Consider the following 26,623-nt stretch of genomic DNA (forward strand, 5'->3'; position numbering starts at 1 on the left):
GCCGGAGCTGCGGGGTGTTCTAAGAGGGAGTCGCAGTTCACTCCCTTTTAGTCGGGGTGGGCGAAGCGCCACGACTTTGATCTAATCCAAACGAAGTTTGGAAATACGGGAAGGACCCCCCAATGCCAGAAAATCCAAATGCAGTTTGGCAATGAATAACATCATTTAAGTATGTTTACTTAAGCTGATACCTGCAGGCTAAATCATCCAATTGCTTTTGCTCTTGTTTATCCAAATGAGCCTGTCGTTGTTTCAAGCGATCTTGATAGAACCAATTAATCCCTTGTTGACGGCCTAATTGGCTACGCCAGATCTTATCCACTCTTTGGTGTTCTTGTTCCAATAAAATCTTTTGGCGGGTGAGCTTTTTCTGCAGTGGCTTAATAGCGTTAATCATTTGCACGCTGTTTTGCATTAATAAGGGATTGGCACATTGTTGGGGATATGCATGGTATTGGCTGACCATGCTAGAAAGTTGTTGTTGCTGATGACCTATTTCAATCAATCGTTGTTGGCTAGCATTTTTTTGCTGACTAAGCTGATGCAGTTTCTTTTCTTCTTGTTGGCATAACTGTAAAAGCTGTTTCATTTAATTTGGCCCATTTTGTAATAGATAAGCGTTAATTCAACATGATTCATTCAGCAATTGGCGCTTGATAGCCTAAGCCTTCGATTAAGGATTGCAGCTGAGTGATGCTGTGATGATGATCCGCTTGGCTATGGGTTGTTTGCTGTAAAAATGCTGCCATTTGCGGGTAAGCCTGAACAGCAATATCCAGTTCTTTATCTTGGCCTGGTTGATAACCACCTAACGGCAGTAACTCTTTGACCTGCTGATATTTACTGTTTAAGTGCCTGAATACCTGTCCATGAGACAAGCTATCTGAACTGGCTACTTGTGCAGCGAGTCGGCTCACTGATGCGCCAATATCAATAGCAGGGTAGTGCCCTTGTTCAGCTAATTTTCTGTCTAATACAATATGGCCGTCCAGAATCGCTCTGGCTGCATCTGCAATAGGATCTTGCTGATCATCGCCTTCGGTTAATACAGTATAAAAAGCGGTTAAGGTGCCTGTAGGATGTTGGCCGTTACCTGCCATTTCGACCAAACTTGGCAGTTGGGCAAACGCTGAAGGTGGATAACCTTTGGTAGCTGGTGGCTCACCTAAACTTAAGGCAATTTCACGTTGTGCTTGGGCATAACGAGTGAGGGAGTCAACCAGTAATAGCACTCGCTTGCCTTGATCGCGATAAGCACATGCGATGTGATGACATAAACGCATGGCACGCATACGCATCAATGGTGTTGTGTCAGCTGGTGCGGCGATTACCACTGAACGCTCTCGACCTTCCTCACCTAAAGATTGTTCGATAAATTCACGCACTTCACGGCCACGTTCACCGATTAAGCCAACGATGACAATGTCAGCTTCAGTAAATCGAGTCATCATGCCTAGCAAGACACTTTTACCGACACCAGAGCCTGCAAATAAACCCAAGCGTTGACCACGGCCAACTGGCAGCAGAGCGTTGATCGCTCTAATACCCACATCTAGCGGTTCAGTAATCGGTTTACGTTTGAGTGGATTGGTGCTCATTGGCACCATAGGAATTTGTTGAACTTGAGTCAGTGGGCCTAAGTCATCTAATGGCTGACCTAAGCCGTTTAACACTCGACCCAATAAGCCTTTGCCTACTGGAATTTGGCTGCGCTCAGCGATGGGCATGACGCGCGCCCCAGGCATTAACCCTGAGGTTTGCTCAATGGGCATTAAGCAAACGGTATCTTTATAAAAGCCGACGACTTCAGCTTCGACTAACCGGCCGTCACGACATTCAATATTACAACGATCGCCTGTGCCAAGTTGGCAACCCACCGCTTCAAGTAGCAGCCCGTTAACACGGGTCAGTTTGCCGTAAACTTGTGCTACAGGCACTGTTGGCCAATCTAAAATTGTGGCGCTAGATTGACTGGATGTGACGATAGCTGACTTGGCGCTAGCTTTCACCTTGGCCTCTATCGGTTTCTAGATTAGTTTCAGTGTCTGTGGGCTCAAGAGCGGGTTCAAGTACTGGCTCTTGTGCTGCTGATTGCGCCAGTTTTTGCTCGATATCTGTGCGTTTTAAATGATTTTCTACTTGATCTAAGCAGGCATTTAATCGCGTTTCCATAGAGGCGTCAGCATCTGATTTTTCACTAACGATACGGCAACCTCCTGCGCTAATAGTGCTGTCTGCAACCAAGGTCCAGTTTTGAATTTTATCTGCAGCCAGCTCTTTAAGCTTGTTCACTGCAGTTGGTTCTAAGTGGATTTTAACTTCAGTGGGGTCGTCAGGAATGGCGGCTAATGTCTCTTCGACCAGCGCAAGAATTTGCTGCGGTTGTAAGGTGAGTTCACAACGGATCACTTGAATTGATACACGGCGTACTAAGTCTAAAATCAGCTCTTGTTGTTGCATGATTTGTTGACTATGGCCTTCTTCTAGCAAAGATTTTATGGCTGCAAGTGGCGCGATGAGTTGATTCAATTGATCATCAATTAAATCTTTGCCTTTATGCTGACCTTCAATACGACCTTGATTAAAACCGGCGGCATATCCAGATTGTTGGCCTTCTTCATGACCTGAAACTAGACCTGCCTCATGGCCTTTTACGACACCTTCATCATAGCCTTTATCAAATGCTTGTTGATAATCCTGCCAAGAAGGCTCGCCTACAGCTGGATCGGTTTCATTAACATGTAACGGACTAAATTGATGGCGACGAATGCGCTCACCATTGAGGCGAAATCGAATATCGGAGCCGTGTGACTTGTTCATTAGGGCACTCTTTTGCTGGTTCAATAATTTACTCATTACTCAACAACCTGCTCTTCAAACAGCTGCAGTTCAATTTGACCTTCATCCATCATTTGCTTAGCCAGTTCCATAATATCTTTACGGGCAGCAGTAGCTTGGCTTAATGGTACGGTACCGATGGCTTCAATTTGAGTTTCAATGGCAGACGACATACGCTTGGGTAGGGCACGTAATAAGGTCTTTTTCAGCTCTGGCTCAATCCCTTTAAGCGCGAGAGCTAAGGTGTCGGCAGGTACTAATGCCATGATTTCTTGTAGGGTTTCAGCTTTCTGACGACCAAGAATAATAAAGTCGAACATGTTGTCAGCGACTTCACTTGCAAGCTTTTGGTCATGGAGTTTAATCATTTCCATTAACTGCTCTCGATTACCTTCGAAGCGATTTAAGATGTCGGCGACTTGGCGAATACCTGACACTTGAGTATGACTTTTTTCCATCGCGATCAGCATGCAGCGTTCAACTAAATGACGTAATTCTTCAACCACGCCACGTTCTAATTCACCCAGTTGTGCAATACGCACTAATAGTTCATCTTGACCCGCTTCTGGTAATCCTGATAACACTTGTGCGGCGCTTTCTGGTGGCAGTAAACCTAATAAAACAGCTTGTAATTGACTGTGTTCATTGGTGATTTCACGTGCCAGTAGTTTGGGGTCTACCCACTCTAAGCGTTTTACTAATGTCTTAATTTCATCGCCGTAGATGTTGTCGATCAGGCTTTTAGCCACACGATCACCTAAGGCTAAATCTAAGGTTTTTTGCAGGTAAGAGCGCGAGGCTCTGGCAATACCTGATTGTTCTTGATAGCGCTTAAAGAAGCGGCCAATGACAAAATCAGCTTCGTTTTGAGTAATGCTAGATAGCCGCGCCATTTTATGGCTGAGATGCTGAACATCATTGCGGTCTAAATGCGCCATTACCTGTGCAGCGCCTTTTTCGCCCATGCTAAGCAGGATCATGGCGGCTTGATCTAGGTTATCTAAATTGATATCAAGTTCATTCATCATTCTATTATTTCCTGTTCAGCAATTACTGTTGTTTAGCGTCTTTATCGCTGATCCAGTGGGCGATGACTTCGGCAACACGTGCCGGCTCTTTTTCTGCTAACACGCTAAGGTGTTCCATTTTCACTTTCAGTGGTGAGCTAGTCTCTGGTAAGCCAATACTCATTAGATCATCATCTGCTTGCGGCTGACCTAATCCCATTAACTCATCAGCAAGTGATTGTGCATCGTCACTGCTATTTGCCAATTTAGCCGAGCTAGCTTCTTGGTACTGAAGGCTGTCTTTCTCTTCTTCGATATCTTTAAGTGCTGTTAAATCAACAGTTTTAGTTAAGTGACGTACCAATGGTCTTAATACGAAGAAGATTAAGCCGATACCCAGTAATAAACCAATGAAGTATCGAAGGTATGACTCGTAACCTTCAGTTTGCCACCATGGCATAGGTTGGAATTCGGCGATTCTTACTGGCGCAAAATCAAAGCTATTGATACTGAATTGGTCGCCACGTACTGCCGCAAAACCAATGGCGTCTTGAACCATGCTGCTCATTGAGTCTAGTTGAGCCTGAGTCCAGCCATTTTCTCCAGCCGCTTGGTTGTTCAGTAGCACTGAAACCGAAATATTTTCTAACTGCATTTGCTGATAACGGGTGTGCGTGACAGTGCGACCGACATCGAAGTTACGGTTAGTTTGTTGAGTGAGGTTACGACGCTGATTATTGTCTTCGCCCTCAACAGCTGGAGCAGGCGGTTGGTTGGCTAATGCCCCAGGAATGCCCATAGCCATATCGCCGTTAACTTCATTTGAACTTTGCTGTTCAGTACGCATAACTGATTGTGGATCTAGTGACTCATTGGTTTCTTCAACTTGATTGAAGTTAACTTGTGCTGCCACTTGAACTTGAAAGTTCTCTTGTCCCAAAATTGGCATCAGCATGCTAGAGGCGCGATTAATTAAGTTTTGTTCTAGTTCGTGAGTGTATTTAAGTTGACGGTCACGAGCTTGGGTAATGTCATTGTTGAGCGTTAATGCTGAGCTTAAGTGATTACCTTGTTGGTCGACGACTTGAACTTGCTCGGCAGTCATGCCCGTGACGCTACCTGCGACTAAGTTAACAATTGACTCGACTTGCTCTGTTTGAATATTGCTGCCTGCATAAAGGTCTAACATGACCGATGCTGATGGTAGTTCTGGCTGCTGGCGAATAAATAAGGTTTTCTTTGGAATAGCAAGATGAACTCGTGCAGTACGAACTGAGCGTAACGCCATGATGGTGCGAGATAGTTCGCCTTCTAGACTATAACGATATTTTGCCTGCTCCATAAATTGGCTCGTACCGATACCAGAATCACCCAGTGATTCCATTCCCATCGGCATTTGGGCTTTAACCCCACGAGCCGCTAAGATCATCCGTGCCTTGCCTAATCTATCTTCAGGTACTAGCACTAAACCTGAAATAGTATCTAGTCGATAGCTAATTCCTTCGGTTTCCAGTACTTCAATGATTTGCGCGGTTTCGACCTTTTCTTGGCTGCCATACAGCGGGCGATAGCCTTGGCTAGCAGTCCAGAGCATTAACACGATGACACAGGCCACTACAATGGCAAATACTGCTAACACAGCGACTTGTTTGTCACCTTGGTTAAAGCTAGTCCATTTCTCTTTTATCGTCTTAAATGGCGATGCTTTCTCACCAACATCAGTAACAGGTTGGTTAGGCTGAGTAAGAGTTGTAGGCATTGTTTCTAATATCCTTGGGCTAAAATGCTTTGTATCTATAGGGATTTATCGATATTGAGCTCGTTAAAAACTCTACATTTAAATTGGCATTTTCATTACTTCATCAAATGCTTGCACTAAGCGATTACGAATTTGGATCATGGTTGAAAAAGATAAACTGGCTTTTTGTGAGGCCACCATCGCGCCAACAAGATCATCACTTTCACCACTATCTACAGCGCGCATTAACGCAGAAGATGTATTTTGATCAGTGTTTACTGCTGCAACTTTTTGTTCCATCAATTCAGTAAAAGAGGGCGTTTGAGTACCAAAGTCGCGCGGATTAGCGGCTACTTTGATGGCGCCTTTAGCCATTTCTGAATGTACGTTCATCTGATCCATCAAAGATTGAACATTCACCATAGGTGCGTTCACCATAGTTGCATTAGACATCTATTTTCCTATCTATTACTAAGGTACTAAGAGTAAGAGGGTTATTTAAGCCACTTTGCCAAGGGCAAGCTCAATATCAATGCCTTGTTCACGCATTTGAGCCAGCTTGTAACGTAATGCTCTGGTCGTCATACCTAATGAGTCTGCTGTGAGATTTCGTTGACCATTGAAGCGCTTTAAGGTGTCGAGAATATATTGAAACTCAGCTTGACGCTTTGAGCCTTTCAGTCCTGAATCTTGGCTAGCCACTCGCGACGATTGTGGTTGTTCTATACCAAGTTCAACCGCTTGAATTGCTTGACCTCTACGCATGACTAACGCGCGTTGAATGGTATTTTCAAGCTCCCGGACATTACCGCTCCAGTCATGACTTAGCAGTAAATTACGTGCTTGGTCGCTGAAGTAGCATGCTTGTTCAGTATTGTTATTGTGGTAAATATCTAAAAAGTGCTCTGCAATCGGTAAGATATCTTCACGGCGCTGACGCAGCGGGGTAATTTTTAATGGCAGCACATCAAGCCGATAAAAAAGGTCTTGTCTAAACTCTGCATTTTCTACCGCTAAGCGTAAGTCTTTATTGGTCGAGGCAATGACGCGAATATCTAAAGAGATCGATTTGTGGCTACCTAAACGCTCAACTTCTCGCTCTTGCAACACTCGTAGCAATTTGGCTTGTAACAGCAGCGGCATTTCACCTATTTCATCCAGTAAAAGTGTGCCGCCATTGGCTTGCTCAAATTTACCTGATTGATCGTTAACGGCGCCTGTAAATGCCCCTTTAACGTGACCAAACAAGATAGATTCTAAAATGCTTTCAGGGATTGCCGCACAATTGATTGAAACAAAAGGGGAATCAGCGCGATTTGAATGACGATGAATATAGCGTGCAAGAGGTTCCTTACCAGTACCGCTTTCGCCTGTCAGTAATACAGTGGCATTGGTCACTGCAGCACGCTGCGCTAGCATGAGTAGTTGGCGGCTCACTGCTGATGAAGCAATGATTTCTGAGTCTGTTTTATCTATTGTTTTAAGGCGATTCAGTAAAGAGATGAGCTGCTGATTTTCAATAGGCAATAATAAATAATCTTGCACGCCTGATTGCATTGCTATCCCAGCAAGTTCTGTTTGCTCTGGGTCTAATAATGCTATTTGGTTTTTGCTTGGGAACATAGACAAGCGCTGGCGGACTTGTTCTGGTTCACAGTCAGATAAATTAACTAAATTGAGCCATGGCTGAGAATGAGGTGTATTCCACAGTTGAAACCCATGATCTAGCAGCAAAGTTGCCCCGGCTTCTGATAGTTGGGTATCAACTAATTGTATTGAATATTGCTGCTTCATCGAACTGCCTTGTGTGGCTGGACTGATGCAAGTGCTTTACCTTTAACTAATCTCACCATCACTCGACGATTTAACTCACGCCCTTGGGTGCTATTATTACTGGCAATAGGATTCCTAGAACCATGGTTTCTCACTTCAATCATACTTGCAGGTACACCGAGCTCGATCAATCTGGACTGGACTTCAAAAGCTCGTTCTTTACTCAGTTGTAAGTTAACCAATCGATCACCTGTTGCATCAGCATGACCATCAATAAGTACTTCAGTGATATTGGCATCAGCATCAATGTAGCGCGCAATAGCAATGAGATCAGATTCGAACTGTTCTTCTAAACGACTTGAATTGCTATTGAATTGCAAATCAACTCGTCGAACATACGAAAAAGGTTTCGGTAATAAATCTTGCTTACACAATCTAAATTCTCTGACCACACCTCGGGTTGATACTGGTGTTGAGCGAATTTGATATTTAACGTTGCTGACTGGATCTATGTTCACTTGCCATGTCAGCCCTTGTTCTAGCGCTTCTAGAAATGCAGAGCTATTTCGACTGGTGTGAGCAATATTGCCTTGCCAATTTAATTCAGAGACAGCGAAAGGTTTATTAAGTTGCTGTTGCCAAGTTGAGCTTTCAATCAAAATCTCACTTGATTGATTTTGTAACTTCAACCAATCGGCTTGCAAACTAATGATTAATTCATCTCCAGGGCTTGCTGTGAGATTAAATCTACCGAACCCTTCAATTTCGTGGCTAATATCACACTTGAATATATTTCCGGAAAACTCCCAAGAGGATTTCTCCATTGGAGTCTTATAAGTGTTCTCTATGGTATCAGCATAGGAGTTTAATGAAAAAATAAGAGATATAATTGTTATTGGTATTATTTTTTTCAACTATCAATATCCTATTTTAATTTGTAAATTAATTGTTTAATTAAGTTTTGCAGTATTAAACACTAAATAAAAAACTATTCAAATGAATTTTTTGTAAATTTTTAAATTAATCAAACTATGTGAGTTAATAATGTTTTCTATGTTGTTTTTAATGAATTAAATGATGTAGTATCTTGCGGGAATACTGGTTTTACATAGACATACTAAGGTGTTTGTCAGGTATTCAGTTTTTAAATAGCTGATTTTCATAATAAAAATTAATATTTAAGTTTATTTTGAAATTTGTTTTAGTTTTTTGAAAGTTTAGTCGCCTTATATACAGCTTTTAGTTTTGAATTAATTTTTTTTGGTTTTTATTGTTTTTTTGATTTATGGTCGCCATTAGAAGTTCTATTAATATTTTTTGCTCATATGTAATTCGTCAAAATATATTATTACGTCAAAAAAGTGTCGATTTGGTTTTTAATTGACGAGATTGGTTAATTTTAGTTCGACTAACTTCCTTTGGGACTGTTTTTGTCGATAAAAATTATTACTAGTATTAAACGTTCATGAATAAATGTATTTATGTTGAAGTGAGTTTTAAATTAAAATGAAAACCACAGCCAAAGCAAGTTTAATAAAAAAACAGCAACTTCAGAAAGTCAGAACTGTCGCGCTAGTTCAAGAGAAATTAGCTCGTAGTCGACTTGTGCTTCAATTAGAGCGCTGTCATCGTTCGTTGCTAGATAATATTAATGACTTATTAGGACCCATTATTGGCCAAGGTCATCATGCGTTATCAAAAGTAGAGTTATCTACAGAGCTTAGTCCAGTTGTGCCTGACTTGAATCATGCTTGGTTCTTAATGAGCTATAGACGCACACCACTTGCATGGTGGCGGATTGACAAGTGTATGTTAGATCAGTTGGCCAGCGGTTATTACGGCAGCTTTTCAAGCCCGCTTCAGTCGCCCCTTAGAGCACCAAGTTTGTCGGAGTTTCGATTAGTAAAACGGTTAATGCGTTCTGCGTTAGATGTTTTGCCCATTACCGAACTCGAAGATGACGGCTTAGATCTTGAGCTGGTCGTGAATACCACTCCTATGGAAGTGCCGCTGGCATGGACATTAAGTTTTCCTGCAGAGCATGTTGGCCCGCCAATGATGTTATGCATGACAGAGTTTGCTCTTGGGTTAATGGCTGAACAGCCGAGTGAGTTTCAAGCGGCAACTGACTTAACCGCTAAATTGAGCCAACGATTAAGACAAATTCCGATTAAAGCGACATTAGAACTTGGTCATCAATTGGTGCCTGTAACGTCTCTTGAAGGATTAAAAGTGGGTGATATTTTACCGATGAATTTACATTCTCGATGCCCCGTTACTATAGGTCGCAGACCGTTATTCTATGCCACTGTTCACAATGATGATGGACAAATGGTTGCCAAACTTACCCAGGAAGCGTTTCGCTCAGAGGACACTACCCATGCCTGAAAATATACTTTTACAAGATGATGATTTCTTACTTGATGATGACTTGTTGCTAGAAGATACCTTGGTAGAGACTCAACCAGATCCAAAGCCTAAGGCATTAAAAGATATGTCTTTTTTTCATCAGCTACCTGTACAGGTGACCCTTGAACTCGCCAGCACTGAAATGTCGTTGGGTGAGTTAACCCAAATGGGAGAGGGTGATGTCGTGGCGCTTGATCGTATGGTGGGTGAACCACTTGATATTCGTGTTAACGGTGCTTTATTGGGTCGTGGCGAAGTGGTTGAAGTGAATGGCCGCTATGGTGTGAGACTGCTTGAAGTAGAAGCCATTAGCTTGACTGGAGCGAACGACTAATATGGTTCGTGCCATTCTGCTACTGTTATGTTTATTAGCACCCAATGTTTATGCTAATGATGGCTTAACGCTATTTACACTAGCGGATGGCGACCAGTCGCAGACCGTCAACGTCAAGTTAGAAATCTTAGCCATGATGACCATGCTAAGCTTTATTCCTGCGATGTTGATGATGATGACGAGTTTTACACGGATCATTATCGTTCTGGCGATTTTAAGGCAAGCACTTGGTTTGCAGCAAAGTCCGCCGAATAAGGTACTTATTGGGATTGCGCTAGTACTGTCGGTATTTATCATGCGCCCCGTTGGTGAGGTCATTTATGAAGATGCATTCTTGCCTTATGACCAAGGTGAAATAGAGTTAACTGAACTGATTGTTCGTGCTGAAGTACCAATAAGACAGTTTATGTTAGCGCAAACCCGCGAAACCGATTTAGAACAGATGCTTAAGATTGCCAATGAGCCTGTCACGTTAACCGCCGATGAAATTCCATTCTTTGTATTAATGCCTGCGTTTGTATTAAGCGAGCTTAAAACTGCCTTCCAAATTGGGTTCTTACTTTATATTCCCTTTTTGGTGATTGATTTGGTGGTGGCGAGTGTCTTGATGTCGATGGGTATGATGATGTTGTCTCCTTTGATTATTTCCTTGCCCTTTAAGTTAATGGTGTTTGTGCTTGTTGATGGTTGGGCGATGACGGTTGGTACCTTAACAGCGAGTTTTGGTTAGCTAGGGTCAATAACGATGTTGAAAACTAAGATCCACTTTCTAGCAAAATTACAAAGCCCACTTTGGTTTTGTCGGTTAAATGGCTGTAGGAAATTTTAAGATGGACGTGAATGAGCTAACTTCATTTTTTGCGGAAGCCATTTTTTTAGTGGTCATGATGGTCGGGGTGTTAGTTGTACCTGGTTTACTTGTTGGCCTATGTGTTGCTGTTTTCCAAGCTGCGACGCAAGTGAATGAACAAACCTTAAGTTTCCTGCCTCGTTTAGTGCTGACTTTATTGATGGTGTTATTTGCCGGTGAATGGCTGTTGATGAAAATTAGTGATTTGTTTGAGCGTCTGTTTTATAGCATTCCCCATGTGATTGGCTAAGGCGAAGAAAATGAACGGGATGACCTCATTTAACGGCGCAATATTAATGCTAAATTTAGCCCTATTATGCTGTCGTTAACATCAATTCAAATCAGTTCATTTATCGGTACCTTTTGGTGGCCGTTTTGTCGTTTTATGGGGGCATTTATTGTGATGCCCTTTTTAAGCAGTAATTATATTCCCGCTAAAATACGAATATTATTTGCTGTGCTGCTTAGTGCGCTTGTCGCTCCTTTATTGCCCCCTGTACCTGCGGTAGACGCCTTGTCTTTTGCTGCACTCATTTTGGCTATTGAGCAATTGCTTGTCGGTTTTATGCTGGCATTATTTCTACTTTTGCTGATCAGTGTGATGACCAAAATGGGCGCAATGATGTCGATGCAAATGGGCTTAGCCATGGCGATCATGAATGACCCTGCTAATGGCAACTCCAACCCCATTCTTGGCCAATGGTTCTTACTGTATGGCACGTTACTATTTCTTGCTCTAGATGGTCATTTAGTCGCGATTGGAGTGATTGTTGATAGTTTTTATTTATGGCCAATTGGCTCGGGTGTATTCGAATTACCCTTAATGGGGCTTGTTGAGCGGGTGGGGTGGTTATTTGCCGCAGCATTCATGTTGGCGTTACCTGCTATTGTTGCCATGCTGATGGTTAACCTGACTTTTGGTGTACTCAGTAAATCAGCACCTTCATTAAACGTTTTTGCTCTTGGCTTCCCTATGTCTATGTTGATGGGGCTGTTGTGTGTGTTCTTTTCCTTTAGCGGTTTAGCAAGTCGTTATAGTGATATTTGCCTCGATGCGCTTTCTGCAATGCATCAGTTTATTGGGGGCTAATGCATGAGTAATAAAGATACTGGCCAAAGCAAAACAGAAGATGCAACTCCGCAAAAACTAAAGAAAGCACGCGAGCAAGGCCAAGTTCCCCGCTCAAAAGATTTAGCCGCTTCTGCACTGATTATTGGTTGTGCAGTCATGTTAACGACAAGCGCGGATTGGATTGCCAGTGAAATGGCAGAAATCACTCGTTTCAATATGAATATCACTAGAGAGCAGCTAGACGAACCTAAAATGTTAGAAATGCATATTGGGGCCGCAATCGTGGGGATCCTGCATATTTTAGGGCCGTTATTTATTTTAGTCGGTGCTATTGCAATGATTGCAGGTGCTTTGCCTGGCGGGCCACTGTTTAGTATTAAAAATGCATTTTTTAAATACAGCAGAATCGACCCTATTGCAGGGTTAGGACGCATGGTGTCGATAGAGTCACTGGTTGAGCTTGTTAAGTCGATACTTAAAATTACTTTGCTGATTGGCATCATGCTGTACTTTTTGAGCAGCAATTTGCAAGGGATTATGGCCAGTAGTCAGTTGCCTGTTGATGAAGCTGTGCGATATAGCATAGATACGATTTCAGCAGGGATGTTTTATCTAGGCGTTGGCTTATTGATCATTACCTTTATCGATGTGCCTTATCAGTATTGGCATCATCATAAAGAACTCAAAATGTCTCATCAAGAAGTTAAAGATGAGCATAAACAGCAAGATGGTAAGCCAGAAATTAAAGCAAAAATTCGCCAAATGCAGCAAAAAATCAGTCGTTCACGTGCTGATTCTGCAGTGCCACAAGCAGATGTATTACTGGTTAACCCAACTCATTACTCTGTTGCACTTCGTTATGATGCAGATAAAGCCGATGCGCCATATGTTATTTCAAAGGGGGTGGATGAACTGGCTTTATATATGCGCGAAGTCGCCCAACGCAATGACGTTGAAATAATTGAAATCCCAGCGTTAGCGCGTGCGATTTATTATTCCACCAAAATTGAGCAACAAATTCCGGCTGCATTATTTGTCGCCATTGCACACGTGCTGAGTTACGTATTGCAAATCAAAGCCGCAAGAACGGGGACTCAGGATAAACCTGAACCGTTACCGCATTTTTATATTCCTCCACATTTACGACATGATTAAAGGAAGCATTAAGCCATGAATTGGTTTGCGCAAGTATTTACTGGCAATCGAAGTTATATCGGTATTCCGATAATGTTACTCGCCGTTTTGGCTATGGTTATTTTACCCTTGCCACCTTGGCTGTTGGATATTCTATTCACTTTTAACATTGTGCTTGCTGTTATGGTGCTGCTGGTCAGTGTGTCTATTCGTAGGCCGCTAGAGTTTTCAGTGTTCCCGACAATATTGTTATTGGCGACGTTAATGCGTTTGACGCTAAACGTTGCATCAACAAGGGTGGTGCTTATTGAAGGCCATCAAGGTGGTGATTCAGCGGGTAAAGTGATTCAAGCCTTTGGTGAAGTGGTCATTGGTGGTAACTATGTTGTCGGTGCCGTTATCTTCTTAATATTGATGATCATTAACTTTGTGGTGATCACTAAAGGTGGCGAACGTATATCTGAAGTATCTGCTCGCTTTACCTTAGATGCCTTACCTGGCAAGCAAATGGCCATTGATGCCGACTTAAATGCTGGTGTACTCACCCAGGAACAAGCGCGAGTGCGTCGCCAAGAAGTCGCGCGCGAAGCAGATTTCTATGGTTCGATGGACGGTGCCTCTAAGTTTGTTCGTGGCGACGCCATTGCTGGTATATTAATTCTGATGATAAACATCATTGGTGGTATTGCCATTGGTGTATTCATGCATGATATGGGTGCTGCAGATGCATTCAAAACCTTTGCTCTTCTTACCATTGGTGATGGTTTAGTTGCACAAATTCCGTCGCTATTATTAGCAACTGCTGCTGCGATTATTGTTACCCGTGTTTCAGACGCAGAAGAAATGCCAGAGCAGTTACAAAAGCAGCTACTGGCTAATCCGAAAACCTTGGCAACAGCTGCCATTGTGATGCTTATCTTAGGTGTCGTACCTGGTATGCCTGCGATGGTATTTATCTCGTTTGCTGCCTTGCTGGCATTTGCATCCTGGAAGCAGAGTCAAAACAAACCTGAGATCGTGGAATCAAAGCTTGAGCAAAAGCTTGAGACCAATACCGCAGAACCTTCTCCGCCGAGCTGGGATGCCTTACCTTATACCGATTTAATTGAGGTACGTTTAGGCTATCAGCTGGTGCATTTAGTTGAGCGCACTAAAGGGGCTGAATTACAAAAACGTTTAACAGGGATACGCCGCACGTTATCAGAACAAGCGGGCTTCTTGTTAGCCGAAGTGCGGGTGAGGGATAATTTATCGTTAGCGCCTAATGCATATCAAATTAATATGATGGGTAACCCAGCGGTTACAGCTGAGCTGCAGTCAGAAAAGCTGATGGCAATTCAAAGTGGCCCTGTATTTGGTGATATTGACGGCATTATCACTAAAGAGCCTGCTTACAATATGGATGCGATTTGGATTGAGCAGGACTTAAAAGCCCGTGCACTTAATTTAGGTTATTCAGTGGTTGATAATGCTACCGTAATTGCCACCCATGTAAGTAAGCTCATTCGTGAAAACCTGCCTGACATGCTGCAGCATGATGATGTATTAGCCTTAAGTGACCGTTTAGCCAAACAGTCGCCTAAGCTGGCTGAAGCGCTGAATAATGCATTAACGCCGATTGTGCAGTTAAAGGTGTATCGCTTATTACTCAAAGAACAAGTGTCGTTGAAAGATATCCGCACCATTGCCACGACGTTATTGGATTGCAGTGAAAACAGCAAAGATCCAGTGTTACTGGCTGCAGATGTACGCTGTGCATTGCGTAATAACATTGTTCACAGTATTGCTGGAGCTGATCCTAAGTTGAATGTACTCACCTTAGCGCCTGAGCTTGAGCAAACCTTGATGAATGCTCTAACTCAGTCACAGCAACAAGGTCAGGTTGCGTTAGATAGCTTCCCTGTTGATCCAACGCTATTGGCGCAGCTGCAACAAGGCATGCCGCAGATTCTGGCTGATGCTAAAGAGCAGGGGCATAGTCCAATGTTATTGGTCGCACCACAATTAAGACCGATATTAGCCCGTTACGCATTAGCTTTCGCCAGAGGTTTGCACGTTCTGTCTTACAATGAAATTCCTGAAAACCGAGAGCTGATGGTGGCAGGGCAGTTAGGCTAGCTAACTAAGTCCGTCATCAAAAAATTGCTAACGCCTTGAGCATAGCTCAAGGTCTAACTGAACAGGGTCTAACAAAACAGGGTTTAACTAAATAGGGCCTAACTAAAAAGCCCAAATCAATCTGATTTGGGCTTTTTGATGTCAGTATTTAATAGATGAATAATCACTTGTGCATTAACTAGATCAGATGCTTTGGGTGTTATTCCTTTAGATGATCCACACTTCGAGAAACTGAGTTCTACTAAAGACAGCTTTATTTAAAACCTAACCTGATTACGGCCTCTATCTTTAGCGCGGTATAAGGCCTTATCAGCCAGTTTCATGCTTTGCTCAAAGCTCTGGTCTGGCTTATGTTCGGCGCAACCAATTGAGACGGTCACGTTAACGGTCTTCTTTTTAACAGATGTTTTACTACGATTTTTCTTAGAACTGTTTTTACGGCTCTCATCACGCAAGACAATGTCATAATCTTCAATACTCTGTCTGACATCATCAAGGTGTGAATACACTTGGTCTATGTCTTTGCGCGGGAATACGATAGTAAATTCCTCTCCACCATAGCGGAAAGTCTTGCCGCCGCCGGTCACTTTAGACAGTTTAACCGCCACCAGTTTTAACACATCATCACCAACATCATGACCATAAGTGTCGTTAAAGCTTTTGAAGTGGTCGATATCGACCATTGCAACGGTATATTTTCGTCCCAATGCCAGGCTTAAGTTAAATAATGCTCGTCTAGAAGGCAGTCCAGTTAACTCATCTCGGTAGGCTAAGAAGTAAGAGTCAAACAGCACAGTGACTAAAAAACTTACGGCGATACAGCAAAATAATATTGATAGCGGCAGGTTTGTCGGTACCAAGAAATAACAGAGCCAAAGGAGTAGGCAAATCCCTAAGCTTGTTTGGGCTAAATTACTGTTCCAGCTGAGTTTGCAAAATAGCACTATTGCTAATGGGTAAATGGGCAATAGGTATAAAGGAGAGCTTTGGGCATTTAAGCCAAAAGTTTGCTGGAATTGCTCTATGGCTTGAGGGTATAGCATGGTGAGGTATACCCAAAGGTAAGCAATAACACCGCAAACAATAATCCCACCAATCCGGAAAAAACTATGAACACTGAGTACGCCACGGTCTTTAATGAAGCAAAACATGCAAATGACCAAGGTACCAAATAATGGTAAAAACTGATGAATAATAGGCGATAGAAATAAGCGATTATTTTGTAATGTATAAAAAACAAGTAATAACAAGCCAATATAAAACAATCGACTACGATTGAACTGTAGACAAATTAATGAAGAGGCAGCTAACAACCAATACGGCGCGTAATGCAGTGTATCTTGCCAATCTATCCAATGACTTTGAAAATGTTGTAACAAGCCTAATGATAGAAAAGTGATAAAGATAGGCAGTATAAAAAAGCGCATGGTATGCATTAAGCTGCTCATTGAATCCACCATAATAAGACTGCTGTTAAGCAAGTTGATAAAGAAAATAACCAAGACTAAACAGGTGCGATAACCGTTTTAAATCGACCAGTTATAATACAAAGAAATTAAAAAACTGCTCTAACAGAGCGACCTTGTAATAGCTAAACTGAAATATAATTCAAATAGATTGATTGCTAAAGTCATTTGCCTGTATTTGGTGCGCTATCAGCTGCCTTCATCTTAGAGACTAAAAAAGGCAATAAAAAAGGCGCAAGTGGTTGTTTACGCCTTTCGATTAAGCTTTAGCTAGTTAATGTCAATTGGGCTAGCCTTGCTCCATCGCTTCGATGAATTTATTTGATTCAGCAATCGATTTATTCATTTCAGTGATCAAGCTTGATATGTCAGATTGTAAGCTATTAAACTCGCCTTTAATCGCGCCAATTGCTTGGGCGTTAAGGTTGTGTTTAAGGTAAAGCATATTGTCTTTCATCGCGGTTAAGATTGGTGGCATTTTAGCTTCTGCACGGCGCATTCCCTTCACTAATGAATTATATGAACGCTGAGTTTCATTTAACTTATTGGTACTGTTACGACGAAGGCTTGCTTTGCTTATCTCTTGAATTTCAGTTTCCCACTCGTCAAATAAAGCTTCTGCGACATCTTCGACTTTATCAATACGACTACCAACTTCATCTGCAGCCGACTGAGCTGATTCATACTCATCTTTTGCTTTGTTGTAAGCATCCTCAAGATCGCCACCATCAAACGCCAGCAAAGCCTGCATTTCTTCTAATGCTGAGCTGAATTGCTCTTGAGCCTCTTCTTGAGATTCTTTCGCTTCTTGAACGCGATCGACCATGATGTCACGCTTGTGATAACCGACTTTTTCCATTGCGCCATAATAGGCACTTTGACAGCCACTTAATAATAAGCTGACGCTGAGGAATGCGAGTGATATCCATTTCTTCATCTTGTGCTCTCTTTATTGTTGTCGTTGAATTAGTCTGCTTTAAATGTGGCTGCGTCAATAATGCTCCAAAGATGAAAGACAGCACCAATAATTGCTGGGATAATTAAAACCCAAAAGAAGTAACCTACTGCTGTAATACAGAAAAATAGAATTGCAGCTATAATGCGTCCTTGAACCAGTTGGCCTAAACCTGGAAAAAAGAAGCTGGCAATTGCGGCAATAACATTGCCTGCAGAACCTTGTTGAGACATTAAATTGCTCCCTAGGAGTGTAACTATCGTGTTATAACATTGTACGAAGTTAAACGCGTAATTGAAATTAATAAATCAGAGAATATTGTGACAAATAAGATAGATGTAGCTTATCTAAAAAATATGAATGTCAGCATTTGGCGGTTTTTAGTTCACCTGAAGCAAAGATTGCAGGAAGACCAAATCAATGTCAAAGCCGGACATTTAGCCTATGTGACTTTGCTATCGTTAGTGCCAATGGTGGCAGTGATGATGTCGATGTTATCTGCTTTTCCTGGTTTTTCAGGTATTCGCGGTCAGATCGAAAACTTCATTTACAGTAATTTTATGCCCGCATCAGGGGATACGGTACAAATTTATATTAATGAATTTGTCGATAATGCCTCAAAAGCGACCTTTGTCGGTGTCCTGGCCTTAGTTGTTGTCGCATTAATGTTGATCTCGGCGATTGATAAAGCCTTAAATAATATTTGGCGCACCACAGAAAAGCGGTCTTATGTGGTGTCATTTTCAATGTATTGGATGGTACTGACACTCGGACCCGTTTTAATGGGGGCGAGCATCGTTGCGACGTCTTATGTTGTGTCACTCAAGGTATTTGATAGCAGTGAAATATCTGCCTTAATGACTTGGATGGTGGAGCGTTTGCCGATGCTATTTTCAGTGGCTTCAATTTTACTGCTGTACATGGTGGTACCTAATAAAAAAGTGCATTTTTGGCATGCTCTTATTGGCGCAAGTGTGGCAGCAATACTCTTTGAGGCGGGTAAAAAAGGGTTTGCATTTTATGTGACTCAGTTTCCAAGTTATGAAGCGATTTATGGTGCGCTAGCAACTATTCCTATTTTATTTGTTTGGGTCTATTTGTCTTGGGTCATCGTGCTATTAGGCGCTGAAATTACCGCAGCGTTGCCAGAGTATCTCACCTCGGGTATTTTTTCAGTTAAGAAAAAAGCCCAGCTTCACGCACAGGCTAAAGCAAATACAAGTAAAGATAACGCTGAAATTGAAGACGTTGATTCTCACTCTGATGTGATTGAGCTGGCAGTGTCTAACCCAGAAAATGACGCCACAAAATCAACCGAGCGATAAGCGATACAGTAGGTGTTCATGAACAACATGAATAATTTATCTGTGCTTAAGCTAGCACTACACGGTATATTGCTATCCAAGTGGTAAATAATAATAAAATATTGGCTATGACTTCATCATGAGGTTATACCGGAAGTACTTACAAGGAACGAAAATGAAAAAATTGCTTATTGCGGCATGTGTATTAGGTTTAACAGCTTGTGCTGCAACCGACAATTCAACAACAGAAAGTGCAACCAATGCTGCCCCTACAATGATTAATATGGCAGGTATGACAGATCAGCAAGCCACTGATGAATTGTATAACGCATTATTGAAATCAAGCTATTTAGCCACCAAACTCAGCCCAACCAGCGTGGCTGTCCAGTTTGGTGATAATCAATTTGTGTTACAGCCAAGCATGAGTGAGCAAGGCGTAGATAGAATTTTAACTAATCGCTTATTTGCTGTTCATCCGCAATTACATGGCAGTAAAGAACTGCTTGTATTGATTGGATCATTAAACCAAAAACTGAACTTTGCTAAGTTTGTTATTCGCGAGAATGGCGGCGTGATCCAAGTGCAAGGTGCAGCTACATTTGTCGATTCAATTGAGTTAGAAGAATTACGTCGTTTCATGTTGTGGACCGATGAAGGCCTTAAGCAAGTGGGTAAATCACTGCCAAAAGGTTCAGAGGATTTGATTAAGCCAATTCCTGTTATTAAGCCTGACGCAGGCGCTTAATATTGTAGAATGTGTTCATAGATCCCGTAAATTAGGACATAGCATTGATTGGATTAATCCAAAGGGTGGCACATGCCAGTGTCACTATTGCCGCTGAAGGCGAAGATCCCGAACAGGCTGAGCAAGTTACAGGTAGTATTAATAAAGGCTTATTAGTGCTGCTTGGGGTCGAGAAAGATGATGACCTTGAAAAAATGCGCAAGTTAGCTAAAAAAGTTATCGGCTACCGCATTTTTAATGATGAAAATGACAAAATGAACCTTAACCTTCAACAAGTTGACGGAGAGTTATTAGTCGTTTCTCAATTTACCTTGGCTGCCGATACCGGTCGCGGTTTACGCCCAAGTTTCTCCAGTGCTGCTACACCCGAGCAAGCAAATGAATTATACCAAGCGTTTATCGCCTTTTGCCGTGAACAAGGCGTAACAACGCAAACGGGCTCATTTGGCGCCAATATGAAAGTTGAACTACTTAATGATGGCCCAGTGACTTTTAACTTGCAGGTGTAACAGGTTTAATCGATGAAAACTGACTCAACAATGACAGCAAGATTATTGCTTGAGCTACAGCAGACATGGCACCAAACCATTCCTGTGAGTCAGTTTATGCAAGTGACCCCCGTTCATTTTGATGGTGATCAATTTTCCTGCACAGCACCGATAGCACCCAATATTAACCTACATCAAACGATGTTTGCTGGCAGTATTTATACTCTGATGACGTTAACGGGTTGGGGAATGTTGTGGCTGCAGCAACGAGTCCATGGGGTTGAAGGTAACATCGTCTTAGCCGATGCCCATATCCGCTATATCGCGCCTATTACTCAAGCGCCTCAAGTCAGTGTCACTTGGCCTGAATCAGCATCACTTGATGCATTAAAAACAGGCGGCAAAGTGAAAGTGACACTAGAGGTTCAGCTACATTGCGCAGATAAACTCTGTGCAACTTTTACTGGTCTTTATGTTAGTTATTAAGTGACTCACAACACAGTAAGTCTTTCATTGCACCGGCATTTACAGCGCAGCTAAACCCTTCAGCTTCAAAAATATCACAGCCCTTTTGTGCCCGAATGCCTGCACCACAATATACAACAAATTGTTGTTGTTTTGCTTTATGCGCGCGCAACCATTGAGCAAGCTCTGTTAATGGAACATTGATGGCATTAGGCAAGTGATCTAAAGCAAATTCATCAGGGTTTCTAACATCAATTAACGGCGCGCCTTGTTTAACGAGCTGCCAGCAAATATCTGTTTCTTGTTTACCTGCTAGTTTTGTTGCAGCGGTTGATAAATTGCTATGGTCTGAAACTATAGTTGCGTCTGTCATGATGAACCCACCTGCTAATGTTAACTCTACGAATCGTTTATTGACTATCTATAAAACTTATCTCTATAAAATTCATTTCTATAAGATTTATCTCAATAAGATTATTCTAATAAAGTGTTTAAATCAAGCCTGAAATAATTGCTTCAAGCTATTGGTGTCGGTAGAACAATTAGCAAGTTGACTTAAAGGGGGCTGTTTATCGCGGGAAAGTTGAGTAGTGAGTAAGCAGCAGGCAGTAGGGTAGATCAGTTTTATCGCTACAGCATTTATTGATGCTGTAGCGATTTGTCATAAGGGCGCTAGTAATATTTTCTTAAATATTTAGTGGCGTACTTTCTCAGTTTTTTCTGTTCTGCAGTTTGTGATACCGCTTCAACAACAGGTTTATATTTTTCGTTGCCTGAGCTTGCTAGTGCGCGAGTTACCCAGGCATAAGTATCAATAGCAAGCTTACTGTCATCCATTAAGCGCATTGGTTTTAATTGCTTAACGAGCTGTTCAAGCATGTAATCGTCAAATATATACTCACTGGCAATACGTTTAGCTGTTAGTCGCATTAACTCTAAATCATCACCACGAAGTGCTGCTGCGTATACATTTTGGCGGTGAGGTTGGCTGTCGTCATAACCTGTTTTGTCTTGCAGAATGACATTCCAAATTTCAAATTTATTTAAATCATTAACCGCGCGTTTAGCGTATTTTCTGATTTTCTTATGGGCGTCGCCTTCAGAGAGGTTAGTTAGAAACTCTCGATATTGTGGGTCGCCTGAATAACCTAAGCCTTTTGTTAACCAAGCGATATTATCAATGGAGTATTTATCGGTGGCTGTTGGTACAAGAGTTTCAATTTTCGATTGAATGGTTTTATAGATTTCAGGATCTTCAAGACCCACTAAAATCATCGACTCAATGGCTTGTTCTTGCTTGTAGGTATCGTCCCCAGCAAAGATTTGTTGGTATTCTTCCGTTGTATAGCTTTTCGCAAATGTGACTGGGCTGAGAAGTAAGAGACTAATAATAATCAGCGTGTTTAAAATGAGTGCCTTGATAGCAGAGTTCATTACATATCCTTATGAATGATAGTTGAGGTAATTGCAGGCAATTATGCCTGCCAACGTTTAAAAATCAATGAAGTATTAATCCCGCCAAAAGCAAAATTATTGCTCATGACATAGTCGGTGTTAATCGGTCGGACGTCGTCCTTAATATAATCAAGCGGTGCACACTCTGGGTCCACTTGATCAAGGTTAAGACTTGGAGCAAACCAGCCTGCATTCATCATCTCAATACTGACCCAAGCTTCTAGTGCACCACATGCGCCGAGGGTATGCCCTGTATAGCTTTTAAGTGATGAAATTGGTGTGTGTTCACCAAATACTGCATAAGTGGCTTTTGACTCTGCAATATCACCACGGTCGGTGGCGGTGCCGTGAGCGTTAACATAGCCAATTTTTTCAGCATCAACATCGGCATTTTTTAGTGCAAGACGAATAGCCACTTCCATGGTGTCGGAATTAGGCTGTGTAATGTGCAAGCCATCAGAGTTAGTGCCAAAACCAACGAGTTCAGCATAGATGGTGGCGCCTCGAGATTTTGCGTGCTCAAGCTCTTCCAAGACTAAGGTACAAGCGCCTTCGCCGATCACTAAACCGTCTCGTTGACTATCAAAGGGTCTCGGAGTGGATTGAGGTTCATCGTTCTTAGTGCTGGTGGCAAATAAGGTGTCAAACACTACCGCTTCAGTGGGACAAAGCTCTTCACCACCACCTGCTAGCATTAAGGTCTGTTGACCAAATTTAATGGCTTCATAGGCATAACCTATTGCTTGGCTACCTGATGTGCATGCACTGCTGGTGGTGTGAACGCGGCCTTTAAGGCCAAAAAACACCCCGACATTTACCGCTGTCGTATGCGCCATCATACGAATATAGCTGGTGGCATTGATACCCGACATATCACCGTTTTTTAGCATATCGCCAAAACCAATAATGGGCTCAGTGCTCCCAGTTGATGAACCGTAGGCAATGCCCATGTCACCAGAAGATACCACCGGGTCACCTAGCAGACCTGCATCTTCAAGGGCGATTTCGCTGGCGCGTGTTGCCATAATGGACACTCGCCCCATAGAGCGAATTTTTTTACGTGAATAATGCTTTGGCTGTTCAAAATCAGTGACAGGTGCTGCAAGGCGAGTATTGAGCGAAGGGTATTTATCCCACTCCGTCATAGTGACAACGCAGTTATATTTTTGCTGTAATCGCTGAGCAATCGTTGGCCAATCATGGCCTAGTGCTGAAACGCCGCCGATGCCAGTAATAACGACTCTATTGCTCATATCATGCCTCCATTAACTGAGATCACTTGGCGAGTAATATAAGCTGCATCATCAGACATTAAGAAGTTAGCCAGCCCTGCTATTTCATTGACTTTACCCATACGGCGCATTGGCACAATTTGGTTAACTATATCTTTAGGGAAGTCACTTACCATATCGGTTTCAATTAAACCTGGTGCAATACAGTTAACGGTAATTTTACGCTTAGCAAGCTCAAGTGAGAGTGCTTTTGTTGCGCCAATAAGCCCAGCTTTAGAGGCGCTATAGTTTACTTGACCACGATTACCAGCAATCCCTGAAACAGAAGCCATAGTAATAATTCTGCCACCATTTCTAGCTTGGATCATGGGCATAATAGTGGGTTGAATAACGTTATAAAATCCGTCGAGGTTAGTATGGATCACGCTGTCCCATTCATCTTCTGTCATTGCAGGAAATGCGGTGTCTTTGGTTATCCCAGCGTTTAAGATCACGCCGTAATAAGCCCCATTCTGGGCAATATCTTGTTCAATTTGTGCTTTAGCGGCTTGTCTGTCTGCAACATCAAAAGCAATCAAACTGGCATTAACGCCAAGGGCCTGAATTTCAGCTTGGGTCTGCTCTGCAGCATTCACATTACTGTGGTAGTGAACTGCGATATCAAAACCTTGAGAGGCCAATTTTAACGCGATGGCTTTACCTATTCCGCGGCTTGAGCCTGTGACTAAAACTCTGTTATTCATTGCTGTCATGTTTTCTCCAAAAGTGCAGCACCAGCTTGTTGTGATTGTTCTGCGCAAGCGGCTATGCTTGGCTACACTTGATTGTCTTGTATGTACGCTTGGGTATCTTGGGGTTGAAATACGTTAACATTGGCTGAGGCGATAACCGTGTCACCCGCTAATATTTGGCAATCAAATACCGCTAAACCAGAGTCTTCTTGATATAACCTTGTCACGCTAATTCGATACTTTTCGCCTAGTGTAAATTGTGGCTGATGCATGACTAATTTACGTGTGCCTAATAAAAAACCGACTCGAATTTTATCATCTCTTAAGTGGGCTTCAACACCGGCTAATGCAGCAATACTTTGCGCCATATATTCAATGCCGACATAATTGGGAACGCCATTAATAGCGTGGTTAAAGTAAGCACTTTGTGGGGTAATTACCACTTCGGTGATAAGGCTGTCTTGCTGGTGTTGAATGACTCTATCTATCAAGATCATCGGTGCTCTGTGGGGCACAAACTCAGCAATGTTTTTTGCTAGTAAAGTGTTATCTGCAATATTTTCAGACATCTTGGTTTCCTGCTTTCGCGAAAATGATACTGGCATTACTGCCACCAAAAGCAAATGAGTTACTCATAATATAATTCAGTGGCTTTGACTGAACCGTACCATTTAAAGGTGCTGACTCAACAAGAGGTAATATTGGATCGTTTGGATCTTGTTGCTTATCCCATACGTGGAGAGGCAGTAATTGATCTTGGTTGAATGAGCTTAATAATAAATAGCAAAATGCTGCTTCAATGGCGCCAGCAGCACCCAAACAATGACCCGTTAAAGGCTTGGTCGAGCTGCATAGAGGGATTGTATTTTGAGTACTCGTGTTAGAAATAGTATTTGTTATTTCGCCAGCAAACACTTGATGCATGGCGACTGACTCCATCGCATCATTCTTAGGGGTCGCTGTGCCATGTAAATTGACGTATGACACTTGGCTTGCATTGATATCGGCATCATTAAGTGCAGCTTTCATTGCTGCAATCGCGCCTAAACCTTGAGGGTGCGGCGCTGAAATATGGTGTGCATCAGAGGACTCGCCGATACCAGCAAGTATCACCTCAGGCTGACTATCTAGGGTATTCGCTTTTTGCAGTAGGAATAACGCTGCACCTTCGCCAATATTAATCCCATCTCGATTTTGGCTGAAAGGGTTACATAGGCCTTTAGAAACAGACTCAAGGGAATTAAATCCATTTAATGTTAATTGGCATAAGCTATCAACGCCACCGACAATGACGACATCGCATAAATCAGCATTAAGTAATCGTTGGGCGCTGGCAAATACTTTGGTGCTAGAAGAGCATGCTGTTGAAACGGTATAGCAAGGGCCTGTTAGCTCAAAGAGTTGGCGTAAAAAGTCACTGGTGCTACCAAGTTCTTGTTGGGCGTAATGAAAGCTCGATGGGAAATGACCGTTTTGCTGATGATAATCAAGCGCCGCTTCGCCTTTTGAAATACCTGATGTACTGGTACCAAGTACAATGCCTATTCTATCGTGACCAAATCGTCTTTTGGCTTGCTCAATGTTCTGTTTTAACTGAATTGCAGCTGTGAACAATAATCGGTTGTTTCGGCAATTATACTGCGCAAGCCTTTCGGGTATCGCCAACAAGTCAGTGTCTTTGATTGCACCTACGCGAGTGGTTGCATTAAACATTAACTCATCACGCGGCACCATAAAATCAGTATTACCAGCAAGTAAATGTGCTAATACAGATTCAGGAGTTTGGCCTAATGGAGTACATAGTCCAATTTGTGTAATTGCTATGGAACGGCTCATCGTCATTGGCTTTTATCTTGTTGGTGATGGTTAATATTCACTTTGGTTACAAGCATATTGATTATAACCTGTTTCGTTTTTACCATTTTCATCATAATAAGGGCGATATCGATAAGGTGATATTTGCGGCTGGGAAATGCAATATTACCTCAGCAAGCCAAGGATTCGTATTAGAGTAATCAATAGTGATGGCTTGCTGGTCATTGACTATAAGTGCACTACAGCGCTGCTTAGTGCAATCGATATCATGCATTTCACCTTGATTAAAGTACGGATTAACTTGCTCATGAGGCCAATATATCAGCTGCATGATCGCCATCAAATACTCTGCCTTAAAATCCTCACCCATAAGCACGTTTTGCTGACTGATGACCTCATCACCATCAAAGGTCACTGTGAATAAAGCCTGGCCTATTGGCGCAAGACCCACCAAAGTCATTTGGGTTGAGTTAAGTTCCAATTGAGTCAGTAATTCGTGGTGTTTTTCACCATGAGTAAAACTGATTTTTTGGCTGAGCAGTTGTTCATTATTGGTTGGCGATTGCAGCATAGGTGCAAGGCAATAATTCACTTCTGGTGTCAGTTTAACGCAAGTTTGACGCTGTAATTGTTGACTACAACCAGAAACAAACATGGCCATAATGACAATCGAAAAAGCAATGATTCGAGACAT

General features: G+C 42.3%; 29 protein-coding genes. 11 read left to right on the forward strand and 18 right to left on the reverse strand.

What is annotated here, in order from left to right; genetic code table 11:
- Positions 1 to 175: 175 nt before the first annotated feature.
- The 8 genes from LMH66_RS12360 to LMH66_RS12395 form a co-directional block, all read right to left on the reverse strand.
- Positions 176 to 589 carry a flagellar FliJ family protein gene (locus tag LMH66_RS12360; protein WP_153912453.1) on the reverse strand — a complete coding sequence of 138 codons (414 nt, stop codon included), beginning with the start codon at positions 587 to 589 and terminating at the stop codon, positions 176 to 178.
- A gap of 46 nt (positions 590 to 635) precedes the next feature.
- The gene (gene fliI, locus LMH66_RS12365; protein ID WP_324295176.1) at positions 636 to 2,009 is read right to left on the reverse strand and encodes a flagellar protein export ATPase FliI; all 1,374 of its coding nucleotides are present in this window, start codon (positions 2,007 to 2,009) and stop codon (positions 636 to 638) included.
- Positions 1,999 to 2,820: a flagellar assembly protein FliH gene (fliH, locus tag LMH66_RS12370; protein ID WP_229370416.1), complete on the reverse strand. Its 822-nt coding sequence runs from the start codon at positions 2,818 to 2,820 to the stop codon at positions 1,999 to 2,001. Before fliH ends, fliI begins: the two co-directional genes overlap by 11 nt.
- A 35-nt stretch (positions 2,821 to 2,855) precedes the next feature.
- Positions 2,856 to 3,866, reverse strand: a complete 1,011-nt coding sequence (locus tag LMH66_RS12375) for a flagellar motor switch protein FliG (protein WP_229370418.1) — start codon at positions 3,864 to 3,866, stop codon at positions 2,856 to 2,858.
- A gap of 22 nt (positions 3,867 to 3,888) precedes the next feature.
- Entirely contained in the window at positions 3,889 to 5,604 is a 1,716-nt protein-coding gene (gene fliF, locus LMH66_RS12380; protein ID WP_229370419.1) for a flagellar basal-body MS-ring/collar protein FliF, read from the reverse strand.
- 78 nt (positions 5,605 to 5,682) lie between these two features.
- Positions 5,683 to 6,021, reverse strand: coding sequence for a flagellar hook-basal body complex protein FliE (gene fliE, locus LMH66_RS12385; protein ID WP_324295178.1), 339 nt, complete (start codon positions 6,019 to 6,021; stop codon positions 5,683 to 5,685).
- A gap of 60 nt (positions 6,022 to 6,081) precedes the next feature.
- The gene (locus tag LMH66_RS12390) at positions 6,082 to 7,377 is read right to left on the reverse strand and encodes a sigma-54 interaction domain-containing protein (protein ID WP_229370420.1); all 1,296 of its coding nucleotides are present in this window, start codon (positions 7,375 to 7,377) and stop codon (positions 6,082 to 6,084) included.
- The gene (locus tag LMH66_RS12395) at positions 7,374 to 8,180 is read right to left on the reverse strand and encodes an OmpA family protein (RefSeq protein ID WP_229370421.1); all 807 of its coding nucleotides are present in this window, start codon (positions 8,178 to 8,180) and stop codon (positions 7,374 to 7,376) included. The genes LMH66_RS12390 and LMH66_RS12395 overlap by 4 nt, the downstream gene beginning before the upstream one ends.
- Before the next feature lie 682 nt (positions 8,181 to 8,862).
- Here LMH66_RS12395 and LMH66_RS12400 point away from each other — a divergent pair.
- The 7 genes from LMH66_RS12400 to flhA all read left to right on the forward strand — a co-directional run bounded on the left by LMH66_RS12400 (position 8,863) and on the right by flhA (position 15,273).
- Complete coding sequence (locus LMH66_RS12400) at positions 8,863 to 9,744, forward strand: FliM/FliN family flagellar motor switch protein (protein WP_229370422.1); 882 nt, start codon at positions 8,863 to 8,865, stop codon at positions 9,742 to 9,744.
- The gene (fliN, locus tag LMH66_RS12405; protein ID WP_229370424.1) at positions 9,737 to 10,099 is read left to right on the forward strand and encodes a flagellar motor switch protein FliN; all 363 of its coding nucleotides are present in this window, start codon (positions 9,737 to 9,739) and stop codon (positions 10,097 to 10,099) included. Before LMH66_RS12400 ends, fliN begins: the two co-directional genes overlap by 8 nt.
- Before the next feature lies 1 nt (position 10,100).
- Positions 10,101 to 10,829 carry a flagellar type III secretion system pore protein FliP gene (gene fliP, locus LMH66_RS12410; RefSeq protein WP_153912438.1) on the forward strand — a complete coding sequence of 243 codons (729 nt, stop codon included), beginning with the start codon at positions 10,101 to 10,103 and terminating at the stop codon, positions 10,827 to 10,829.
- A gap of 100 nt (positions 10,830 to 10,929) precedes the next feature.
- The gene (locus LMH66_RS12415) at positions 10,930 to 11,199 is read left to right on the forward strand and encodes a flagellar biosynthetic protein FliQ (protein ID WP_153912436.1); all 270 of its coding nucleotides are present in this window, start codon (positions 10,930 to 10,932) and stop codon (positions 11,197 to 11,199) included.
- Between the two features lie 66 nt (positions 11,200 to 11,265).
- Complete coding sequence (gene fliR, locus LMH66_RS12420) at positions 11,266 to 12,039, forward strand: flagellar biosynthetic protein FliR (protein WP_229370425.1); 774 nt, start codon at positions 11,266 to 11,268, stop codon at positions 12,037 to 12,039.
- 3 nt (positions 12,040 to 12,042) lie between these two features.
- Positions 12,043 to 13,176: a flagellar biosynthesis protein FlhB gene (gene flhB / locus LMH66_RS12425; RefSeq protein WP_229370428.1), complete on the forward strand. Its 1,134-nt coding sequence runs from the start codon at positions 12,043 to 12,045 to the stop codon at positions 13,174 to 13,176.
- Positions 13,177 to 13,191: 15 nt separating this feature from the next.
- Positions 13,192 to 15,273 (forward strand): flagellar biosynthesis protein FlhA, encoded by a 2,082-nt coding sequence (flhA, locus tag LMH66_RS12430; protein ID WP_153912430.1) that lies wholly within the window; start codon positions 13,192 to 13,194, stop codon positions 15,271 to 15,273.
- A 257-nt stretch (positions 15,274 to 15,530) separates the two neighbouring features.
- Here flhA and LMH66_RS12435 read toward each other — a convergent pair whose 3' ends face one another.
- The 3 genes from LMH66_RS12435 to LMH66_RS12445 all read right to left on the reverse strand — a co-directional run bounded on the left by LMH66_RS12435 (position 15,531) and on the right by LMH66_RS12445 (position 17,927).
- A complete protein-coding gene (locus LMH66_RS12435) occupies positions 15,531 to 16,721 on the reverse strand; it encodes a GGDEF domain-containing protein (protein WP_229370430.1) in 1,191 nt (396 codons plus the stop codon).
- A 307-nt stretch (positions 16,722 to 17,028) separates the two neighbouring features.
- A complete protein-coding gene (locus LMH66_RS12440; RefSeq protein ID WP_153912426.1) occupies positions 17,029 to 17,676 on the reverse strand; it encodes a DUF2959 domain-containing protein in 648 nt (215 codons plus the stop codon).
- 29 nt (positions 17,677 to 17,705) lie between these two features.
- Complete coding sequence (locus tag LMH66_RS12445) at positions 17,706 to 17,927, reverse strand: hypothetical protein (protein WP_229370432.1); 222 nt, start codon at positions 17,925 to 17,927, stop codon at positions 17,706 to 17,708.
- Positions 17,928 to 18,014: 87 nt separating this feature from the next.
- Between LMH66_RS12445 and LMH66_RS12450 the strand changes: the two genes are divergently transcribed.
- The 4 genes from LMH66_RS12450 to LMH66_RS12465 all read left to right on the forward strand — a co-directional run bounded on the left by LMH66_RS12450 (position 18,015) and on the right by LMH66_RS12465 (position 20,717).
- Entirely contained in the window at positions 18,015 to 19,019 is a 1,005-nt protein-coding gene (locus LMH66_RS12450) for a virulence factor BrkB family protein (RefSeq protein WP_102526865.1), read from the forward strand.
- Positions 19,020 to 19,173: 154 nt separating this feature from the next.
- On the forward strand, positions 19,174 to 19,743 hold the full coding sequence (locus LMH66_RS12455) for a hypothetical protein (RefSeq protein WP_102526782.1): 570 nt from the start codon (positions 19,174 to 19,176) through the stop codon (positions 19,741 to 19,743).
- 44 nt (positions 19,744 to 19,787) lie between these two features.
- Entirely contained in the window at positions 19,788 to 20,252 is a 465-nt protein-coding gene (gene dtd, locus LMH66_RS12460; RefSeq protein WP_229370434.1) for a D-aminoacyl-tRNA deacylase, read from the forward strand.
- Positions 20,253 to 20,264: 12 nt separating this feature from the next.
- Positions 20,265 to 20,717, forward strand: coding sequence for a thioesterase domain-containing protein (locus tag LMH66_RS12465; protein WP_229370436.1), 453 nt, complete (start codon positions 20,265 to 20,267; stop codon positions 20,715 to 20,717).
- Here the strand turns inward: LMH66_RS12465 and LMH66_RS12470 are convergent.
- The 7 genes from LMH66_RS12470 to LMH66_RS12500 form a co-directional block, all read right to left on the reverse strand.
- Positions 20,707 to 21,069: a rhodanese-like domain-containing protein gene (locus LMH66_RS12470; RefSeq protein WP_229370437.1), complete on the reverse strand. Its 363-nt coding sequence runs from the start codon at positions 21,067 to 21,069 to the stop codon at positions 20,707 to 20,709. The two genes, LMH66_RS12465 and LMH66_RS12470, sit on opposite strands and share 11 nt — an antisense overlap.
- A gap of 299 nt (positions 21,070 to 21,368) precedes the next feature.
- Positions 21,369 to 22,130 carry a hypothetical protein gene (locus LMH66_RS12475; protein ID WP_229370438.1) on the reverse strand — a complete coding sequence of 254 codons (762 nt, stop codon included), beginning with the start codon at positions 22,128 to 22,130 and terminating at the stop codon, positions 21,369 to 21,371.
- Between the two features lie 41 nt (positions 22,131 to 22,171).
- Positions 22,172 to 23,404, reverse strand: a complete 1,233-nt coding sequence (locus LMH66_RS12480) for a beta-ketoacyl-ACP synthase (RefSeq protein WP_229370439.1) — start codon at positions 23,402 to 23,404, stop codon at positions 22,172 to 22,174.
- The gene (locus LMH66_RS12485; protein ID WP_229370497.1) at positions 23,401 to 24,126 is read right to left on the reverse strand and encodes a 3-ketoacyl-ACP reductase FabG2; all 726 of its coding nucleotides are present in this window, start codon (positions 24,124 to 24,126) and stop codon (positions 23,401 to 23,403) included. Before LMH66_RS12485 ends, LMH66_RS12480 begins: the two co-directional genes overlap by 4 nt.
- A 71-nt stretch (positions 24,127 to 24,197) precedes the next feature.
- The gene (locus LMH66_RS12490) at positions 24,198 to 24,683 is read right to left on the reverse strand and encodes a hotdog family protein (RefSeq protein WP_229370440.1); all 486 of its coding nucleotides are present in this window, start codon (positions 24,681 to 24,683) and stop codon (positions 24,198 to 24,200) included.
- Entirely contained in the window at positions 24,676 to 25,950 is a 1,275-nt protein-coding gene (locus LMH66_RS12495) for a beta-ketoacyl-[acyl-carrier-protein] synthase family protein (RefSeq protein ID WP_229370441.1), read from the reverse strand. The genes LMH66_RS12490 and LMH66_RS12495 overlap by 8 nt, the downstream gene beginning before the upstream one ends.
- Before the next feature lie 91 nt (positions 25,951 to 26,041).
- Positions 26,042 to 26,623, reverse strand: a complete 582-nt coding sequence (locus LMH66_RS12500) for a DUF3261 domain-containing protein (protein WP_229370442.1) — start codon at positions 26,621 to 26,623, stop codon at positions 26,042 to 26,044.

This window comes from Shewanella sp. 10N.7 (assembly GCF_020806285.1).
GTDB lineage: Bacteria > Pseudomonadota > Gammaproteobacteria > Enterobacterales > Shewanellaceae > Shewanella > Shewanella electrodiphila.